At 64.8% G+C, this 18,661-nt stretch carries 16 protein-coding genes and 2 pseudogenes; 7 read left to right on the top strand and 11 right to left on the bottom strand.

The features are described from left to right. Positions 1–127: 127 nt before the first annotated feature. The 6 genes and pseudogenes from ACYCAX_RS21375 to ACYCAX_RS21350 all read right to left on the bottom strand — a co-directional run bounded on the left by ACYCAX_RS21375 (position 128) and on the right by ACYCAX_RS21350 (position 6,653). Entirely contained in the window at positions 128–1,552 is a 1,425-nt protein-coding gene (locus tag ACYCAX_RS21375) for a gamma-aminobutyraldehyde dehydrogenase (RefSeq protein WP_460248775.1), read from the bottom strand. A gap of 38 nt (positions 1,553–1,590) precedes the next feature. Then, a complete protein-coding gene (locus tag ACYCAX_RS21370) occupies positions 1,591–2,403 on the bottom strand; it encodes an ABC transporter permease (RefSeq protein ID WP_015476814.1) in 813 nt (270 codons plus the stop codon). Continuing rightward, on the bottom strand, positions 2,393–3,304 hold the full coding sequence (locus ACYCAX_RS21365; protein ID WP_460248774.1) for an ABC transporter permease: 912 nt from the start codon (positions 3,302–3,304) through the stop codon (positions 2,393–2,395). Before ACYCAX_RS21365 ends, ACYCAX_RS21370 begins: the two co-directional genes overlap by 11 nt. Continuing rightward, positions 3,301–4,320 (bottom strand): ABC transporter ATP-binding protein, encoded by a 1,020-nt coding sequence (locus tag ACYCAX_RS21360; protein WP_015476816.1) that lies wholly within the window; start codon positions 4,318–4,320, stop codon positions 3,301–3,303. Before ACYCAX_RS21360 ends, ACYCAX_RS21365 begins: the two co-directional genes overlap by 4 nt. Before the next feature lie 185 nt (positions 4,321–4,505). After that, a pseudogene (gene ydcS / locus ACYCAX_RS21355) lies at positions 4,506–5,678 on the bottom strand (putative ABC transporter substrate-binding protein YdcS). A gap of 168 nt (positions 5,679–5,846) precedes the next feature. Then, positions 5,847–6,653 (bottom strand): cytochrome c, encoded by an 807-nt coding sequence (locus ACYCAX_RS21350; RefSeq protein WP_015476818.1) that lies wholly within the window; start codon positions 6,651–6,653, stop codon positions 5,847–5,849. A gap of 688 nt (positions 6,654–7,341) precedes the next feature. Here ACYCAX_RS21350 and ACYCAX_RS21345 point away from each other — a divergent pair. The 4 genes and pseudogenes from ACYCAX_RS21345 to ACYCAX_RS21330 all read left to right on the top strand — a co-directional run bounded on the left by ACYCAX_RS21345 (position 7,342) and on the right by ACYCAX_RS21330 (position 12,145). Next, the gene (locus ACYCAX_RS21345) at positions 7,342–8,547 is read left to right on the top strand and encodes an acetyl-CoA C-acetyltransferase (protein WP_015476819.1); all 1,206 of its coding nucleotides are present in this window, start codon (positions 7,342–7,344) and stop codon (positions 8,545–8,547) included. 105 nt (positions 8,548–8,652) lie between these two features. After that, on the top strand, positions 8,653–10,797 hold the full coding sequence (locus ACYCAX_RS21340) for a 3-hydroxyacyl-CoA dehydrogenase NAD-binding domain-containing protein (RefSeq protein WP_294975481.1): 2,145 nt from the start codon (positions 8,653–8,655) through the stop codon (positions 10,795–10,797). Between the two features lie 194 nt (positions 10,798–10,991). After that, positions 10,992–11,204, top strand: a pseudogene (locus ACYCAX_RS21335) (cysteine hydrolase); the annotation flags it as partial. 203 nt (positions 11,205–11,407) lie between these two features. Next, the gene (locus ACYCAX_RS21330; protein ID WP_294975484.1) at positions 11,408–12,145 is read left to right on the top strand and encodes an amidotransferase; all 738 of its coding nucleotides are present in this window, start codon (positions 11,408–11,410) and stop codon (positions 12,143–12,145) included. Positions 12,146–12,325: 180 nt separating this feature from the next. Here ACYCAX_RS21330 and ACYCAX_RS21325 read toward each other — a convergent pair whose 3' ends face one another. Together ACYCAX_RS21325 and ACYCAX_RS21320 are read right to left on the bottom strand one after the other, a co-directional pair. Beyond that, on the bottom strand, positions 12,326–13,297 hold the full coding sequence (locus ACYCAX_RS21325; protein WP_015476825.1) for a magnesium and cobalt transport protein CorA: 972 nt from the start codon (positions 13,295–13,297) through the stop codon (positions 12,326–12,328). A gap of 107 nt (positions 13,298–13,404) precedes the next feature. Then, positions 13,405–13,626: a hypothetical protein gene (locus tag ACYCAX_RS21320; protein ID WP_294975490.1), complete on the bottom strand. Its 222-nt coding sequence runs from the start codon at positions 13,624–13,626 to the stop codon at positions 13,405–13,407. 278 nt (positions 13,627–13,904) lie between these two features. On the opposite strand from ACYCAX_RS21320, the gene ACYCAX_RS21315 reads away from it, so the two are divergent. Next, positions 13,905–14,402 (top strand): macro domain-containing protein, encoded by a 498-nt coding sequence (locus ACYCAX_RS21315; protein ID WP_294975492.1) that lies wholly within the window; start codon positions 13,905–13,907, stop codon positions 14,400–14,402. Between the two features lie 95 nt (positions 14,403–14,497). On the opposite strand, the gene ACYCAX_RS21310 is transcribed toward ACYCAX_RS21315, so the two are convergent. Beyond that, a complete protein-coding gene (locus ACYCAX_RS21310; protein WP_294975495.1) occupies positions 14,498–14,689 on the bottom strand; it encodes a hypothetical protein in 192 nt (63 codons plus the stop codon). Between the two features lie 179 nt (positions 14,690–14,868). Further along, a complete protein-coding gene (locus tag ACYCAX_RS21305; protein ID WP_015476829.1) occupies positions 14,869–15,558 on the bottom strand; it encodes a crotonase/enoyl-CoA hydratase family protein in 690 nt (229 codons plus the stop codon). Between the two features lie 211 nt (positions 15,559–15,769). On the opposite strand from ACYCAX_RS21305, the gene ACYCAX_RS21300 reads away from it, so the two are divergent. Beyond that, positions 15,770–17,044 (top strand): hypothetical protein, encoded by a 1,275-nt coding sequence (locus ACYCAX_RS21300; protein WP_460248773.1) that lies wholly within the window; start codon positions 15,770–15,772, stop codon positions 17,042–17,044. Between the two features lie 21 nt (positions 17,045–17,065). Beyond that, positions 17,066–17,350, top strand: coding sequence for a GNAT family N-acetyltransferase (locus tag ACYCAX_RS21295; RefSeq protein WP_015476831.1), 285 nt, complete (start codon positions 17,066–17,068; stop codon positions 17,348–17,350). Positions 17,351–17,485: 135 nt separating this feature from the next. Here the strand turns inward: ACYCAX_RS21295 and ACYCAX_RS21290 are convergent, their stop codons facing one another. Continuing rightward, positions 17,486–18,562, bottom strand: coding sequence for a 3-deoxy-7-phosphoheptulonate synthase (locus ACYCAX_RS21290; RefSeq protein WP_015476832.1), 1,077 nt, complete (start codon positions 18,560–18,562; stop codon positions 17,486–17,488). Positions 18,563–18,661: the final 99 nt, after the last annotated feature.

Raw genomic sequence — 18,661 nt, 5'->3', positions numbered from 1 at the left:
GACAGGCTCCTACCCTACGCCATACAAGCGAGCTCGCTCGCGAACCCCAGCCTTGCAGCGGGGTTTGTTCGCGAGCAATGGCGATGGCGTCCCCCTCGCTCCTACAGGTAAGGCATCCGCGCGCGATTCAGTGCTTGATCATGATGTGCCGTGCCACGCTGTAGTCCTCCAGGCCGTACATCGACAGGTCCTTGCCGTAGCCCGATTGCTTGAAGCCGCCGTGGGGCATTTCGCTGCAGAGCATGAAATGGGTGTTCACCCAGGTGCAGCCGTACTGCAGGCGCGCCGCCACCCGCGAGGCGCGGCCGACGTCGCGGGTCCAGACCGAGGACGCGAGGCCGTAGTCGGAGTCGTTGGCCCAGCGGATCGCTTCTTCCGCATCGCCGAAGGGCGTCACCGAGACCACCGGGCCGAACACTTCGCGGCGGACGATCTCGTCGTCCTGCTGGGCGTTGGCCACCACCGTCGGTTCGTAGAAGAAGCCTTTGCCGCTCACCACATTGCCGCCCGTGGCGATGCGGATGTGCGGGCTGGCCTTGGCCCGCTCGACGAAGCCGGACACGCGGCTGCGCTGCGCCGCGGTGATCAGCGGACCGAGCTCGGTGTTCGGGTCGTTCTGCAGGCCGGTCTTCAGGCTCGCTACCGCGCTGGCGAGGTCGGCGACGAAGTTGTCGTAGATCTTCTTGCCGGCGTAGATGCGGCAGGCGGCGGTGCAGTCCTGCCCGGCGTTGTAGAAGCCGAAGGTGCGGATGCCGGCCACCACGTCTTCCAGGTCGGCGTCGTCGAAGACGATCACCGGCGCCTTGCCGCCCAGTTCCATGTGCAGGCGTTTCACGCTATCGGCGGCGCTCTTGATGATGGCCTTGCCGGTGCCCACCGAGCCGGTCAGCGAGACCATGCGCACCAGGTCGTGGCTCACCAGCGGCGCGCCCACCGTCGGGCCACGGCCGAACACCAGGTTCACCACTCCGGCGGGGAACAGCTCGGCGATGAATTCGGCGAGGCGCAGCGCGGTCAGCGGGGTCTGCTCCGAGGGCTTGAGCACCACGCAGTTGCCGGCGGCCAGCGCCGGGCCGAGCTTCCACGCCGCCATCATCAGCGGGTAGTTCCACGGCGCGATAGAGGCGACCACGCCCACCGGGTCGCGGCGGATCATCGAGGTGAAGCCGGGCAGGTACTCGCCGGCGGCGGAGCCAGGCAGCACTCGGCAGGCGCCGGCGAAGAAGCGGAACACGTCGGCGATGGCCGGGATCTCGTCGTTCAGGGCGGCGGCGTAGGGCTTGCCGCAGTTGTCGGACTCCAGACGTGCCAGCTCCTCGGCGTGCTCCTCGATGCGCTCGGCGAGACGCAGCAGGAGCATGGCGCGGTCTTTCGGCGTGGTCTGCGACCAGCCGTGGAAGGCGTGGTCGGCGGCGCGTACGGCGATGTCCACCTGGGCTTCGCTGGCCTCGGCGACCTGGCCAAGCACTTCGCCCGTGGCGGGGTTGAGGATGTCCAGCTTCTCGCCTTCGCCGGCGATGAACTGACCGTTGATCAGGAGTTTGGTTTGCATCGCGTCCTCCGTGCAGGTGCGGTTGATGGATTTGCGGGTTACTTGCCGCTGCCTGCCACGTCGCTGGTGCCCCGCGTCAGGTAATAGGCGCCGAGGATCGGCAGCATGGTGGCGAGCATCACCAGCATGGCGACGACGTTGGTGATGGGCACGTCGCGCGGTCGGCTCAGCTGGTTGAGCAGCCACAGCGGCAGGGTGCGTTCGTGGCCGGCGGTGAAGGTGGTGACGATGATCTCGTCGAACGACAGGGCAAAGGCCAGCATGCCGCCGGCCAGCAGCGCCGTGGCGATGTTCGGCAGGATGATGTAGCGGAAGGTCTGCCAGCCGTCGGCGCCCAGGTCCATGCTCGCTTCGATCAGGCTGAACGAGGTGCGACGGAAGCGGGCGATCACGTTGTTGTAGACGATCACCACGCAGAAGGTTGCGTGGCCGATGACGATGGTCAGGAAGCCGGGGTCGATGCCGAGGGTCTTGAACGCCGAGAGCAGGGCGATACCGGTGATGATGCCGGGCAGGGCGATGGGCAGGATCAGCATCAGCGAGATGCTTTCCTTGCCGAAGAAGTCGCGGCGGTACAGCGCGCCGGCGGCCAGGGTGCCGAGGAGCATGGCGATCAGCGTGGCCACGCAGGCGATCTTCACCGACAGCCAGATGGCGTCGAGCACATCGCCACGGGCGAAGGCGATGCTGAACCACTTCAGGGTGAAGCCCTGCAGCGGGAAGCTGTAGGCCGACTCCTCGGTGTTGAAGGCGTAGAGCAGGATCATCAGGATGGGAAAATGCAGGAACACCAGGCCGCCCCAGGCGGCCAGGCGCAGGAACCAGGAGGGGCGGTTGTCGTCAGAGCGCATCGAAGGCCCCCAGCCGCTTGGCGATGGAGAGGTAGACGGCGATCAGCACGATGGGCACCAGGGTGAAGGCCGCCGCCAGCGGCATGTTGCCGATCGCGCCCTGCTGCACGTAGACCATCGTACCGATGAACAGTCCGCTGGGGCCGACCAGTTGGGGGATGATGAAGTCGCCCAGGGTCAGGCTGAAGGTGAAGATCGAGCCGGCCACCACGCCGGGGAAGGCCAGGGGCAGGACGACCTGGAAGAAGGTCTGCGGCGGGCGCGCGCCGAGGTCCGCCGAGGCTTGCAGCAGCGACGGCGGCAGGCGCTCCAGCGAGGCCTGGATCGGCAGGATCATGAACGGCAGCCAGATGTAGGTGAACACCCAGAAGCGCCCGATGTGCGAGGTGGACAGGGTGTTGCCGCCCACGCCCGGCACGTTCAGCAGCAGGTCGAGCAGGCCCAGCAGGTGCAGGTGCTCGATCACCCAGTAGAGGATGCCGCCCTTGGCCAGGATCACCGTCCAGGCATAGGCCTTGACGATGTAGCTGGCCCACATCGGCAGCATCACCGCGATGTAGAAGAAGGCCTTTTCCTTGGGCCCGGCGTAGCGCGCCATGTAGTAGGCGATGGGGAAGGCGAGGATGGCGCTGGCGATGGAGACGCTGATGGCCATGCCCAGGGTGCGCAGCACGATGTCGTAGTTGGCCGGGTTGGCCAGCGTCTTGTAGTTGGCCAGGGTCAGCTCCGGCGTCACCGTCATGGTGAAGTCGTCGAAGGTGTAGAAGCTCTGCCAGAGCAGGGCGAACAGCGAGCCGATGTAGATCACCCCGAACCACAGCAGCGGCGGAATCAGCAGCATCAGCAGGTACAGCGTGCTGCGCCGGTAGAGGAAGCTGGAGAGGCCGCGCATGGGGTTCATGGCGCCGGTTCCTCCAGCAGCGGCACCAGCGCGCTGCGTGCCCAGCAGGCGGTGACCGGCTCGCCGGGCTGCGGCCGGCGCTCCTCGCGCTCGCCGTTGGGCAGGGCGGCGATCAGGCGCGCACCGTTGTCCAGTTCGATCTCGTAGCGGCTGCTGGCGCCCATGTACTGCACGTCGAACAGGGTGCCGCTGACTTCCAGCTCGCCATCGCCAGCCCGGCCGAAGCGCACGTGCTCGGGGCGCAGCGAGTGCGGACGGGGTTCGCCGAGCAGGCGCTGCGCCAGCTCCCCGCGCAGCACGTTGGCGGTGCCGACGAACTCGGCGACGAAGCGCGTGGCCGGTTTCATGTAGAGGTTGCGCGGGGTATCGACCTGTTCGATGCGGCCCTTGTTGAACACCGCCACGCGGTCGGACATGGACAGCGCCTCGCCCTGGTCGTGGGTGACGAAGATGAAGGTGATGCCCAACTGGCGCTGCAGTTTCTTCAGTTCCACCTGCATCTGTTCGCGCAGCTTGAGGTCCAGCGCGCCCAGAGGTTCGTCCAGCAGCAGCACGCGCGGGCGATTCACCAGGGCGCGGGCGAGCGCCACGCGCTGGCGCTGGCCACCGGAGAGTTGCGCCGGCTTGCGGCCGCCGTAGCCAGCCAGGGCGACCATGCCGAGGGCCTCTTCGGCGCGCTTCAAGCGCTCGGCCTTGGCCACGCCCTTCACCTTCAGGCCGTAGGCGACGTTCTCCAGCACGCTCATGTGCGGGAACAGCGCGTAGTCCTGGAAGACGGTGTTGACGTCGCGCTCATAGGGCGGCAGCCCGGCGGCTTCCTGGCCGTGGATGCGGATGGAGCCCGAGGTGGGCTGCTCGAAGCCGGCGATCAGCCGCAGGCAGGTGGTCTTGCCCGAGCCGGACGGGCCGAGCATGGAGAAGAACTCGCCGTCACGAATCTCGATGGACACCCGGTCGACGGCGCGCACATCGCCGTAATGACGGCTCACCTCGGTGAACTGGACGGCTGTGGTCATGCTGCTGGCTACCTGAGTGGCGGGGCTGCTTCAGAAAAGGTAGCGCATGGGGGCGAGGGCGTCCGGGAGGGCGGCTCTTCGTAGGAGCGAGCCTGCTCGCGAACCAGCCCCGCAGCGGGACCATTCGCGAGCAGGAGCTTGGCGTCCCCCTCGCTCCTGCAGGTCAGCAGTGAAGCGGGGCCGCGTCACCTCCCGCCCATGATCGCGATGTAGTCCTGCGTCCAGCGGCTGTACGGCACGCATTGCCCCTGGCCGCACGTGGCTTGCGGGGTCTTCCAGAAGGCGATGCGGTCGAACTGGTCCTAGCCGTTGGTGGCGCAGCCCTGAGGTCCGAGCAACTGGCTGCCGGTGCAGCCGGCGGGGGACGCGGGGACCGAGCCGAACCAGGCGGCCACGTCGCCCTGCACCTTGGGCTCAAGCGACCAGTTCAGCCACTTGTAGGCGCAGGTCGGGTGCTTGGCGTCGACGTGCAGCATGGTGGTGTCGGCCCAGCCGGTCACCCCTTCGACCGGAATGGTCGATTCGATCGGCTGCTTCTCGCCCACCAGTGCGTTGACCTGGTACGGCCAGGAACCGGAGGCGGCGACCCCCTCGTTCTTGAAGTCGCTCATCTGTACCGTTGCGTCATGCCAGTAGCGGTGGATCAGCTTCTGCTGCTCGCGCAGCAGCTTGAGGGTGGCGGCGTACTGCTCCTCGTTGAGTTCGTAGGGGTCCTGGATGCCCAGCGCGGGGTTGGTGGTCTTCAGGTACAGGGCGGCGTCGGCAATGTAGATCGGTCCGTCGTAGGCCTGCACGCGGCCCTTGTTGCTCTTGCCGTCGGGCAGCTTCTGCTCGCTGAACACCACGCTCCAGCTCAGCGGCGCCTTGGGGAAGACCTTGGTGTTGTACATCAGCACGTTCGGGCCCCACTGGTAGGGCGTGCCGTAGTGCTTGCCGTCCACCGTGTGCCACGGCGCGTTCTGCAGGCGCGGGTCGACATTCTTCCAATTGGGGATCAGGTCGATGTTGATCGGCTGCACGCGCTTGCCATAGACCAGCCGCAGAGAGGCATCGCCGGAGGCGGTGACCAGGTCGTAGCCGCCCTTGGCCATCAGGCTGACCATTTCGTCGGAGGTGGCGGCGGTCTTCACGTTGACCTTGCAGCCGGTGTCCTTTTCGAACTGAGTGACCCAGTCGTAGTTCTTGTCGCTCTCGCCGCGCTCGATGTAGCCGGGCCAGGCAATGATGTCGAGGGCGCCTTCGGGCTGGCCCAGTTGCTTGAGCGCATCGGCGGCCTGGAGGGAGGCGCTGCCGAGCAGGCTGACGCCGGCGAAGGCCAGCGCCGCGACTTTCCCTGAAGACAATTGCACTGATGACATGAGTCGACTCCTGTTGTTCTTGGTTCTGGGAGCCTCTGCGGCCGAACTGCGCCGAAAGTTGGCACCTGCGTTGACGGCAACGTACCCATCGCGGGAGGGCACGCTCTTGCAGCGTAGTTCTGGGCCCTGGGGCTGACAAGAATGTGGTCGCCAGCCCCGCGCTGGGTGTCAGTGGATGGCGTTCTTCGCCTTGCGCCCCGCCATGTGCTGCAGGTAGGCCAGCAACTGATCCAGCTCCGCGTCGCTGATCGCGTCCGGGGCGAAGCCTTTCATCCGTGCTTCCGGCCAGTGCCGCAGGCTCTGCGGATCGCGGATGTACTGCTTGAGATAACCGGCGGCGAAGTACTCGGTCGGGTTGTGCGGCAGGTTCAGGTCCGGGCCGAACTGGGAGTCGCCGGCGCCATTGAGGCGGTGGCAGGCCAGGCAGTTCTTCTGGAACTGGGCGAAGCCTGCCTGGACGGCCTTCGGCGCGTCCTTGGCCGGTAGCAGGGCGGGGAAACGCTCGGCCAGCGGCGCAAGGTAGCGGATGCTGGCGACCTGGAAGGGCCATTGTTCCGAGCCGATGCCGGCGACCTTGGGATCGGTCCAGACCAGGTAGAACGGGCCGGCCGAGGGCTTGCCGGCACCCAGCGCCGGCCAGGGCTGGTTCGGTTCTTCGATGGCCAGCCAGGCGCGCGAGCCTTGGCTGGCCAGCAGCGGCGCGGCCGGCAGTTCGGCGGCGAAACCATCCAGCGCCACGGCTTGCAGGTGGTCGCCGGACTTCACGCCGCCCAGCAGCGCGGCCAGGGGTACGGCGCGGTAATGCATGGTGCGGTTGTAGGACACGTCATTGGCGATTTCGACGTCGCGCGCCTGCGGATTGGCCAGCAGCTGTTCGGTGGTCAGGCGATGCTGGCCGTCGGGCAGGTCGAGGGTCAGGGTGGCGGCGAACGCCGTTGGGCAAAGCAGCAGCAAGGACAGCAGCAGTGGGCGCATGGTCGGTTCCGTGAGCGGGGAGGGCGGCCGAACCATAGCAGAAGGCGGGGAGCTGCGGAGGTGACGCCCGCGCTGCGTTGACCGTGGCTCGCGGATGGCGGCACGTGGTACGCAGCAACGGGGTCGCCGGTGTATTGTCCCTAGCTGACCAGACGACTCAGGTTGGGGATGATCAGCACCACTGTGGTGGCAAAGACGATCAGGCTAGCCTGACGCCATTTTCTTGATTGTCGATCCATCATGGCCTTCCGCCTTTCTTGTTGTTGGCCTGGTTCCGATCCGCACTCACGGCCTGTCGGCAGTGGAGCCAGCGCCTTGGCTTCTGGTTCCGTTGCCACCCCGGCAAAACCCGGCGGCGGCACTCTTGGCATTTTCTACGAATTGAAGTTGCAAGATGGAGTCTAAGCCTGGAGCGACGCGGGCTTAGACCATCTGGCAGCAAGTCCTGCAGGTTCAGGCATATTCCATCTATATGACGATGGCGTGACAGCTCTGGCCCGCGTAGCGACCGTTTGTCCGGCTTCCGTCGCAGGCCTTGCATAGAGCCTCCGGCCTTCTGCCCGCCGGTCGGAGGTTGAGCGTGGCGGTCAATGCGCCTGAGCGCTGCGGTCATTGTCGATGGCCGTCACGCCGCTAAGGTAGGCCGACACGCCACGCCTGCGTGACGACAACTCTAAGAGAGAACGCCATGACCGAAGCATTCATTTACGACGCGGTGCGCACTCCCCGCGGCAAAGGCAAGAAGGACGGCGCGCTGCACAGCGTCAAGCCGGTCAACCTGATGGCCGGCGTCCTGCGCGCGCTGCAGCAGCGCAACCGGCTGGACACCACCCAGGTCGATGACCTCGTGCTGGGCTGCGTGACTCCGGTGGGCGACCAGGGCGCAGACATCGCCAAGACCGCCGCGCTGGTGGCCGACTGGGACGAAACGGTTGCCGGCATGCAGATCAACCGCTTCTGCGCCTCGGGCCTGGAGGCGGTCAACCTGGGCGCCATGAAGGTACGTTCGGGCTTCGAGGACCTGGTGGTGGTCGGCGGCGTAGAGTCGATGTCCCGCGTGCCGATGGGCTCCGACGGCGGCGCCTGGGCGATGGACCCGGAAACCAACCTGCACACCAGCTTCGTCCCCCAGGGCATTGGCGCCGACCTGATCGCCACCCTGGAAGGCTTCAGCCGCACCGACGTCGACGCTTTCGCCCTGCGTTCCCAGCAGAAGGCCGCCAAGGCCCGCGCCGAAGGGCTGTTCGGCAAATCCCTGGTGCCGGTGACCGACCAGAACGGCATCGTCCTGCTCGACCATGACGAGTTCATCCGCGCCGATTCCACCCTCGAAGGCCTCGGCGCGCTCAAGCCCAGCTTCGAGATGATGGGGCAGATGGGCTTCGACGCCACCGCGCTGCGCAAGTACAGCCATGTGGAGCGCATCGAGCACGTGCACACGCCGGGCAACAGCTCCGGCATCGTCGACGGCGCCGCCGCCATGCTCATCGGCTCCGAAGCCAAGGGCCGCGAGCTGGGCCTGAAGGCGCGCGGGCGCATCGTCGCCACCGCGGTGACCAGCAGCGACCCGACCATCATGCTCACCGGCCCCGCGCCGGCCACCCGCAAGGCACTGGCCAAGGCGGGTCTCAAGGCCGAGGACATCGACCTCTACGAGGTGAACGAAGCCTTCGCCTCGGTGGTGATGAAGTTCATGAAGGACATGGGCGTGCCGGAGAGCAAGGTCAACGTCAACGGCGGGTCCATCGCGATGGGCCACCCGCTGGGCGCCACCGGCTGCATGATCCTCGGCACCCTGCTGGACGAGCTGGAGCGGCGCAACCTGCGCTACGGCCTGGCCACCCTCTGCGTGGGCGGCGGCATGGGTATCGCCACCATCATCGAACGAATCTGACTTTTGGTAGGAGCGGACTTGCTCGCGAACCGCCCAGAGCTTCGCGAGCAAGGACTGGGCGCCCCCCTCGCTCCTACAGGTCCCCACCACGGGAAGAGAACAAAAATGACCGACGCCATCCGTTACGAGAAAGGCCAGGACAACATCGTCGTCCTGACTATGGACATGCCCGGCCAGAGCGCCAACATCATGAACGGTGCGTACCGCGAGGCCATGACCGGCATCGTCGCGCGCCTGGAAGCCGAGAAGGATTCGATCGCCGGCGTGGTGCTCACCTCGGCGAAGAAGACCTTCTTCGCCGGCGGCGACCTCAATGAACTGATCAAGGTCACCCGGGCAGAAGCGCAAGCCTTCTACGAAGGCATCCTGGTCATCAAGGGCCAGCTGCGCCGCCTGGAAACCCTCGGCAAGCCCGTGGTCGCCGCCATCAATGGCGCGGCCCTGGGCGGCGGCTGGGAAATCTGCCTGGCCTGCCACCACCGTATCGCCCTGGACGAAAGCCACGTCCAGCTCGGCCTGCCGGAAGTCACCCTGGGCCTGCTGCCCGGTGGCGGCGGCGTGGTGCGCATGGTGCGCCTGCTCGGCCTGGAGAAAGCCCTGCCGTACCTGGCCGAGGGCAAGAAGGTACGTCCGGACCAGGCGCTCAAGGCCGGCCTCATTCACCAACTGGCGTCCAGCCGCGAAGACATGCTGGCCAAGGCCCGCGAGTGGATCGCCGCCAACCCGGCCGCCAAGCAGCCGTGGGACAGCGCCGGCTACAAGATCCCCGGAGGCACGCCGGCAAGCCCGGCTGTGGCGCAGATGCTGGCCATCGCCCCGTCCGTGCTGCGCGACAAGACCAAGGGCTGCTTCCCGGCGCCGGAGAAGATCATGTGCGCCGCCGTGGAAGGTGCGCAGGTGGACTTCGACACCGCGCAACTGATCGAGGCGCGCTACTTCACCGAGCTGACCACCGGCCAGGTGGCGAAGAACATGATCGGCACCTTCTGGTTCCAGCTCAACGAGATCAACGCCGGCAAGTCGCGCCCGCAGGGCATCGCGCCGCAGCAGACGAAGAAGGTCGGGGTGATCGGCGCCGGCATGATGGGCGCGGGCATCGCCTACGTCTCGGCCGCCGCCGGCATCGAGGTGGTGCTCAAGGACGTCTCCATCGAATCGGCTGAGAAGGGTAAGGCCTACTCCGCCGGCCTGCTGGACAAGAAGGTCGGCAAGGGCCAGATGAGCGCCGAGAAACGCGACGCCTTCCTCGCGCGGATCAAGCCGACCGCCAGCGACGCCGACTTCGAAGGCTGCGACCTGATCATCGAAGCCGTGTTCGAAGACCGTGGCCTGAAGGCCAGGGTCAGCGCTGCTGCCGAGTCCTCCGCGCTGCCGGACGCGGTGATCGCCTCCAACACCTCGACCCTGCCGATCACCGGCCTGGCCGAAGCCGTGGCGCGGCCGCAGAAATTCATCGGCCTGCACTTCTTCAGCCCGGTGGACAAGATGCCGCTAGTGGAGATCATCCGTGGCGAGAAGACCGACGACGCCACCCTGGCCCGCGCCTTCGACTACGTCCTGCAGATCAAGAAGACTCCGATCGTCGTCCACGACAGCCGCGGCTTCTTCACTTCCCGCGTGTTCGGCACCTTCACCAACGAAGGCGTGGCCATGCTCGGCGAGGGCGTGTCGGCGGCGATGATCGAGAACCAGGCGCGCCAGGCCGGCATGCCGGTGGGCCCGCTGGCGATCAGCGACGAAGTGTCCATGAGCCTGATGAGCCACATCCGCGAGCAGACCCGCAAGGATCTGGAGGCCGAAGGCAAGGTGATGCCGCAGCACCCGGCCTTCGCCGTGGTGGACCTGATGGTCAACGAATACAAGCGCCCGGGCAAAGCCGCTGGCGCCGGTTTCTACGACTACCCCGCCAATGGCAGGAAGCGCCTGTGGCCGGAACTGAAGCAGCGCTTCGAGAAGGCCGACGCGCAGATATCCGCCGAGGACGTACGCGACCGCATTCTCTTCGTGCAGGCCATCGAGACGGTGCGCTGCGTGGAGGAGGGCGTGCTGACCTCCACCGCCGACGCCAACATCGGCTCGATCTTCGGCATCGGCTTCGCGGCCTGGAGCGGTGGTGCGTTGCAGTTCATCAACCAGTACGGTCTGAAGGACTTCATCGCCCGCGCCCAGTACCTGGCCGAGCAGTACGGCGAGCGCTTCCTGCCGCCGGCGCTGCTGCTGGAGAAGGCCGCCCGCGGCGAGAATTTCTGAACGTACCTGTAGGAGCGAGCTTGCTCGCGAACCCAGCCTCGCAGCGGGGCTGTTCGCGAGCAGGCCCGCACCTGCAAGGTCTGGGGACTCGCATAGGGTTTTCGGCGTGCAGTTAGTCGCTATTTAAAGAAGCAACCGGTCCCGTGACCGGTTTTTTCTTGCCTGCGCAAACCGTAGGACGACGCCTTCCCATTAATTCGGTGGAGGCCACGGCGCGTACGGCGGGCAACTTGGGCTTTGCCACGCAGGTAGTGGCGGACGCCCGCTTCGCCTTCGACAAGCGTGATTTCAACGGTGTGCTGCGCCGCGCGGAAGAGGTCCACGCCATGTCCCTGGGCAACCTGCAAGGCGCATATGCACAGGTACTGGAGACGAACTCGATCCTGCGAACGCTGTCCTTGGGCTGAATCCTTGCCGACCGGCCGTCACCCCTGTGCGTCCATGCAATTGAAGGGCGGCGGCTTTTCCGGTATTTCCCCTGAAATTCCTGCACAAGAATCGGCGCTGCCATCTTGTGTGGTGAAAAAATAGGGCGTAATTTTCACGCGCGTTTCATAGTGTCAGGAAAACCACCGTTATCAGCCGCTAACCCCCCAGGAATCACCTCTGCATGTCGTTGCATATCTGCATTCTGGAAACCGACATCCTCCGTCCCGAACTGATCGACCAGTACAAGGGCTATGGCTGGATGTTCCAGCAACTGTTCGCCAAGCAACCCGTTCCGGCCGAGTTCAAGGTCTACAACGTGGTGGAAGGGCATTACCCGCCCGACGATGAGAAGTTCGATGCGTACCTGGTGACCGGCAGCAAGGCGGACTCCTTCGGCACTGATCCCTGGATCCAGACCCTCAAGGACTACGTGCTCAAGCTCTACGAGCGCGGTGACAAGCTGCTGGGCGTGTGCTTCGGCCACCAGTTGCTGGCGCTGGTGCTCGGCGGCAAGACCGAGCGTGCTAGCCAGGGCTGGGGCGTGGGCATCCACGACTATCGCATCGAGGAGCAGCCGGAGTGGATGAGCCCGGCGTCGGGCGATGGCCTGACCCTGCTGGTCAGCCACCAGGACCAGGTCACCGAGCTGCCCCACGGCGCGCGTCGCATCGCCTCCAGCGACTTCTGCCCGAACGCGGCCTACGCCATCGGTGATCAGGTGCTGTGCTTCCAGGGCCATCCTGAGTTCCAGAGCGACTACTCCCAGGCCATCCTCGAGCTGCGCAAGCACGTCTTCAGCGAGCCGGTGTTCCAGTCCGGCATCGACAGCCTCTCGCGTCCGCACCAGGGCACGACCGTCGGCGAATGGATGATGCGCTTTGTCCAGCAAGGTCGTGACGAGAAGAAGAGCGTAGCCTGACGCCTGCCGCGCTGACTGAAAACGCCGCTCATTCGAGCGGCGTTTTTGTTTGTGCCTTGGGGTGGTGTTACGGGTGAGATTGGTGCGAATCCGGGTCGATCGCGGACGGAGTCCGCTCCTACGGAAGGTTCCGGCGGGCGTAGGAGGACTTTGTCCGCGATTGCTTTTCGGTTTACACAATCACAGCCAATCCGCCTGCTTGAAACTGATGTACAGCCCTACGCAGCCCAGCGCCAGCAATCCCATGATCAGGAAGTAGCCATAGTGCCAGCGCAGCTCCGGGATGTATTCGAAGTTCATCCCGTAGATGCCGGCCACCGCCGTGGGAAAGGCGAGGATCGCCGCCCAGGCGGCGAACTTGCGCTGCACCACGCTCTGCCGCGAGGACTCCAGCAGCAGGCCGACCTCGATGGTCTGGCTGGCTACGTCGCGCAGGGTGGTGAGGTCTTCCAGCAGGCGGTTGACGTGGATCGCCACGTCGCGGAAATAGGGGCGCATCTGCTTGTCGATGAAGGGGAAGTCGAGCCGCTGCAGTTCCTGGCAGATCTCCACCATCGGCGCGGCATAGTGCTTGAGCTTGAGCACTTCGCGGCGCAGGCCGTAGATCTTCTCGATCTGCTCCTGGGTCAGCGGCTTGCGTAGTACCTGCTGCTCCAGTTCTTCTATTTCCTCGCGAATGGCCTCCACCACCGGCTCGTAGTTGCCCACCACGAAGTCGAGCAGGGCGTAGAGCACGAAGTCGGTGCCGTGGGCCAGCAGCAGTGGCCGCGCTTCGCAGCGCTGGCGGACCTGCGAGTAGGACTGGGAGAAACCGTGACGTGCGCTGATGATATAGCCGATGCCGGCGAACAGGTGGGTTTCCACGAACATCAGCCTGTTATCGGCACGGATCGGCGAGTAAATGACGATGAACAGCGCATCGCCGAATGTCTCCAGCTTGGGCCTGCTGTGCTTCTCCAGGGCATCGGAGACGGCCAGTTCGTGCAGGTTGAACTGTCGCTGCAGGTCGTACATTTCCTCCGGTGTCGGCTCCTGCAGGCCGGTCCAGACGAAGTGGTCGGGCTGGCAGGCCCAGCGATAGCCGGCTTCCAGGGGAATGTCGGCGACCTTGTGGCCCTTGCTGTACACGGCGGATGCGATGACTCGGCCCATGATGACTCCCCCAACGGCGGCTGGTGCGCGGGATCGCTCGGCCCACGACGCGGACTCTCACGCGGACAGTGTTGGACATGGTGGCCGGCCGCGCCAGCCGGAAGGCATCAGGAGCGTGGGCGCAGGGCGTCCTGCAGGCCTTGCAGGGCGACCGGCAACGCCTGGTTGATACGGGTGAAGAGCCCGGTTCTGTCGATGTTGTCCACGGGCGCGCGGCGGACGCTGTCGTAGCCGGCAGCCAGTGCCATGACCACCAGGATCACGATGGTATAGAGCCCCAGGACGGCGAGGGCGCCGTTGCGAGCGTAGCGATGGGCCTGGCGATTCATGGTGGCGACTCGGGCGATGGGTTGCGATGGCTCAGTGTCGCTGTCGCCCCGCGCGGTGAATAACGAAGCCGGTTGCTTTCGAATATCAGGGGAATTGATGGTCGCCCGGAGCCTTGGGCGTCGCAGGGCGCGGCTGGAGTGCTCGGAAGTTTCCGAGAGCTGGACAGGGTTCATGGGCGTTTGACCCGCATCAAACATGGGCTGGTTGCCGGGCGTAACGTGAAAGTCAGGGGGTAGCGCGACGCTGCCTCGGACATTCCGAACGCAAGGAACTTCCCATGATCCGATACGTTGAAGGCGACATTCTGCTCAGCAAGGCCCAGGTCATCGCGCACGGCATCGCACCGCAGGACCATTTCGATTCCGGCCTGGCCCTGGCCCTGCGCGAGCGCTGGCCGTCGATGGTGCGCGACTACCGTCACGCCGCCCATTCGGATGCGCCGCAGTCCGGCTCGATCTGGGTCTGGTCGGGTGTCGATGCCGAAGGTGGCACCCGCTGCATTGTCAATCTGCTGACTCAGGACATGCAGGGCGCGGGGCGTGCCGCGCGGCCGGCGAAGGCGACACTGGAGAACGTCGGGCATTGCCTGAAGGAGCTCGCCCGGTATCTGCAGAGCGAAAGGGTCGCCAGCGTGGCGCTGCCCTGCCTGGCAACCGGTGTCGGCGGGCTCGACTGGAAGGATGTGAAGCCTCTGGTGGAGCGTTACCTGGCCGGCCAGGACACCACCGTGGTGGTCTACGAGGTCTACCGCAAGGGCGTGGCCGCCGCTGAGTGACGGCGCCTCGATACCCTTGAAAGGCCCGGCCGCAAGCCGGGCTTTTCGTATCGGGTTCGATGGCATGATGTCACCTGCTGTGGGTGAGACCGGCGTTACCCCTGTTTGGCGGCGGCTTCCACGTTCACCGGATGGCTGGCGGCCTGCTCGGTCGGCTGTTGCTGCACGCTGTGGGTCAGCTTGACCATGCGGTCCTGCATCAGCGGGGATTCTTCGGCGAAGCTGGCCTGGGCGGCGAACGTGGTGGCAGCGGCAAGGATGGTTGCGGCGATAACGTTGAGTTTCATGATGAACACCTCCGATGGGGTTTTCTCTGGGTTCATCTATAGGTTAATCCGCAATAATTTTTGAAAAATAGCGATTCGGATTAATCAGTGTTGCTAAAAGAGCAATAGTAAATGTTCGTTATCCGGCGTATGGGCGGAAAAAAGCCCGGCACGGGGCCGGGCTTCGCTTGCGGCCTGCGTCAGCCGAGGTGTTTCTTGTCCAGCTCGATGGAGCGGTCGAGGGTTTCCAGCAACTGCTTGCGCACTTTCAGCTTGGTGTTGCGGTGGGCGGTCATGTTGAGCTTTTTCAGATGGCGCGCGGCTTCCAGGGCGGCTTCCTGCAGTTGCTCGGCCGGCACCACCTTGTCGAGGAAGCCCGCGTCCACGGCATCGCGCGGGTTGAACATCTCGGCGTTGATCACCGAGCGGGTGAAGGCCGAGCGGCGCAGGCGGTCGCGGGCCAGTTCGATACCGACGTGGTGCATGGTCATGCCGATGGCGACTTCGTTGAGGCCTATCTGGAACGGGCCCTCAATGCCGATGCGGTAGTCCGCCGAGAGCAGCAGGAAGGCACCCTTGGCCACCGCATGGCCGGTGCAGGCCATGATGATCGGGTAGGGATGGGCGAGCATGCGGCGCGCCAGGCTGGAGCCGGCAGCCACCAGGTTGACGGCGTTTTCCGGCCCGGAGGTCATCACTTTCAGGTCGTAGCCACCGGAGAGGATGCCGGGTTGGCCGGTCACGATGACCACGGCCCGATCCTGTTCCGCCCGATCCAGTGCCTGGTTGAAGGCCTCGATGACGGCGGGGGAGATCGCGTTCACCTTGCCGTTGCTCAGGGTCAGGGTGGCGATGCCGTCTTCGAGTTGGTAGGTGATCAGCTCACTCATGGCGCTAGTCCTTGGTTGGAAGTGGGCCAGAACATACTGGCGAGGGGGGCGGGCGTAAAGCACTTTGGCTGACCGGTGAGTCACCCATGATCCGGGCCGTGTGGGGAGTCGTACGCATTTCCTGGAAGCTGTCGTGGAGGGAGTTCGAGGGTGCTGTTAAGCTGCCACTACTCCTGTTGTGACACCCAGCTCTCGCAAGGACCGCCGCTTCATGTCGAAACTCGTCAAATGGATATTCATCGCTGTGGTCGCCATTGCCTTGATCATCAAGGCATCGTTGTGGCTGTCCGTGCGCAGCATCGTCAATGACGCGGTTGCGGCGTTGTCGCCGATGATGGAGATCCGCTATGGCGGCATCTCCTCATCCTTCGACGGTCGGGTCGGGCTCAAGAATGTCGTGATCAACGTGCCCCTGGCCCACGACAGTCTCAAGGTGGCCCACGCCCAGTTGAAGTTCGATAGCCTGAAGGAGCTGCTGAGCTTCAAGGAGCGTCTGGCCGAGCGGAAGTTGCCGGAACAGCTGGCGCTGGAGCTGCAAGGCGTGGAGTTGCAGGTGCATGGCCCGTTCGTGCAGCAGCTGTATAGCGTGCCGGCCGAGAAGAGCGCCTTCACCGCGATGAGCGAAGTGGCCTGCGGCAATGTCCGCAATATCGGCGTGGATGAGCTGTTGCAGATGGGCTATCGCACCCTGCAGTCGGATATCGAGTTCTCCTACCGCTTCGAGCCGGGTGCGCAGAAGCTCACTTTCAATTTGCGCAGCGATGCTCGCGACATGCTCGATGCGCGCGTGAGCATGTCGCTGGCCAATGTGTCCGAGCGTCCGGGCGACATGCGCCTGAACCCGCCACGGATCTCGCAGGTCACCGTGGAGATGGACGACAACCAGTACCAGCGGCGGGTCACCGAGTTCTGTCGTGGCAAGCTCGGTCTCGACCAGCCGGCCTACCTGGCACTGGCGCTGGAGAAATTCGACAAGGCCCTGCGTCAGCAGCGTATCGCCCTGGACAAGCCGCTGCTCGATGCCTATGGCCGCTACCTGGGCGACCCTCGTTCGCTGCGTATCGAGCTGACCCCGACCGAGGGGATGACGTGGGATGGTCTACAGTTCTTCGAGCCCAAGGATGTGATCGCCATGTTGCGCCCCAGCATCCTGGTCAATCAGGAAGCGGTGTCCCAATTGGGTTTCGCCTGGGTTGATCCGCTGAAGCGCAAAATCACTCCGGAAAACGACCTTCAGAGGGTTTCGGCTGAAGAAACGGTTGAGTCGAAGGCTAGAACGCAGCAATATGAGTTCGTTAGCGTTGACAGCCTTGCCCAGTACACCGGCAAGCGCCTGCAGTTCATCACGTTTGATGGTGCCTATTACCAGGGTGTGCTGCACAAGGTGGAGAACGGCCGAGCCTATATCACCGTCCTGCTTGGGACGGGCTCTGCAGAAATGTTCCTCCGCCTGAACAAGATCAATCAGGTGCGGGTCATGTTGTGAGACCCCAGAAGGAGAGAGCAAGTGAGTGACTCGTTGTCCATCCATCATGATGAAACCAGCCACCAGTTCGTCACGACGGTGGACGGCCATCGTGCCTACCTGGCCTACATGGATCTGGGCAAGCAGACGCTCGACATCTACCGCACCTTCGTCCCGGACAGCCTGCGCGGCCGCGGCATCGCCGCCGCCCTTACCGAGCACGCCCTGCAGTACGCCGAGCGCAAGGGCTACAGCGTGATCCCGTCGTGCTCCTACGTGGAGCGCTACCTGGAGCGCCGCCAGCGCCATACCGATACCGCGCTCTGATCCTCGGATCACTGGCAAAAAAGCCGGGCTCATGCCCGGTTTTTTATTGGTCTTTTTGTAGGATCCTCGGCAATGGTGGGCGCATGAAAAAGCCGGGCAATCGCCCGGCTTTTCGTTCGTGCCTTGAGCCTAGCCTCAACCGCGCTGACGCTTGGGCAGGACGTCCTTGAGCTTGGCGTGCATACTGCGCACGGCCTTTTCGGTGGCGTCCCAGTCGATGCAGGCATCGGTGATCGACACGCCGTACTGTAGCTGGCACAGGTCCTTGGGGATTGGCTGGCTGCCCCAGCCCAGGTGGCTTTCCACCATCAGGCCAACGATGGAGTTGTTGCCCTCGGCGATCTGGTTGGCGACGTTGTCCATCACCAGCGGCTGCAGGGCCGGATCCTTGTTGGAGTTGGCGTGGCTGCAGTCGACCATCACGTTCAGCGGAATCTTCGCCTTGGTCAGTTCCTGTTCGCACAGGGCGACGCTGACCGAGTCATAGTTCGGCTTGCCGTTGCCACCGCGCAACACCACGTGGCCGTAAGCGTTGCCCTTGGTGGTGACGATGGACACGCCGCCTTCCTGGTTGATACCGAGGAAACGGTGCGGGCTGGAAACCGACTGCAGGGCGTTGATCGCCACGGTCAGGCTGCCGTCGGTGCCGTTCTTGAAGCCGACCGCCGAGGACAGGCCGGAAGCCATCTCGCGGTGGGTCTGGGATTCGGTGGTGCGCGCGCCGATGGCCGACCAGCTGATCAGGTCCTGCAGGTACTGCGGGGAGATCGGGTCGAGCGCCTCGGTGGCGGTGGGCAGGCCCATCTCGGCGAGGTCGCGCAGCAGTTGGCGGCCGATGTGCAGGCCGTCCTGGATCTTGAAGGAGTCGTCCAGGTAGGGGTCGTTGATCAGGCCCTTCCAGCCGACGGTGGTGCGCGGCTTCTCGAAGTACACGCGCATCACCAGGAACAGCGTGTCGGAGACTTCCGCGGCCAGCACCTTCAGGCGCTCGGCATATTCGTGGGCGGCCTTGATGTCGTGGATCGAGCAGGGGCCGATCACCACGAACAGGCGATGGTCCTTGCCGTCGAGGATGTCGCGGACGACCTGGCGGCCGTTGGCGACAGTGCGCAGGGCGGCGTCGGTCAGGGGGATTTCGCGCTTGAGCTGCTCCGGCGTGATCAGTGTCTCGTTGGAGGCAACGTTAAGGTCGTCGATCTGTAAATCAGCCATCGTGGTACTCAATCAGGTCACGGGTGCCGGCCGCCAGGAATCCCCGTGCGATGGGGCGCAGGCAAATGTGTCGCTAAGGGGAACCCGAACCTTAACCGT

This window comes from Pseudomonas sp. MT3, from assembly GCF_054720805.1.
Note: the sequence above shows the minus strand (reverse complement) of the source record. Positions and strands in the feature narration are given on the sequence as shown.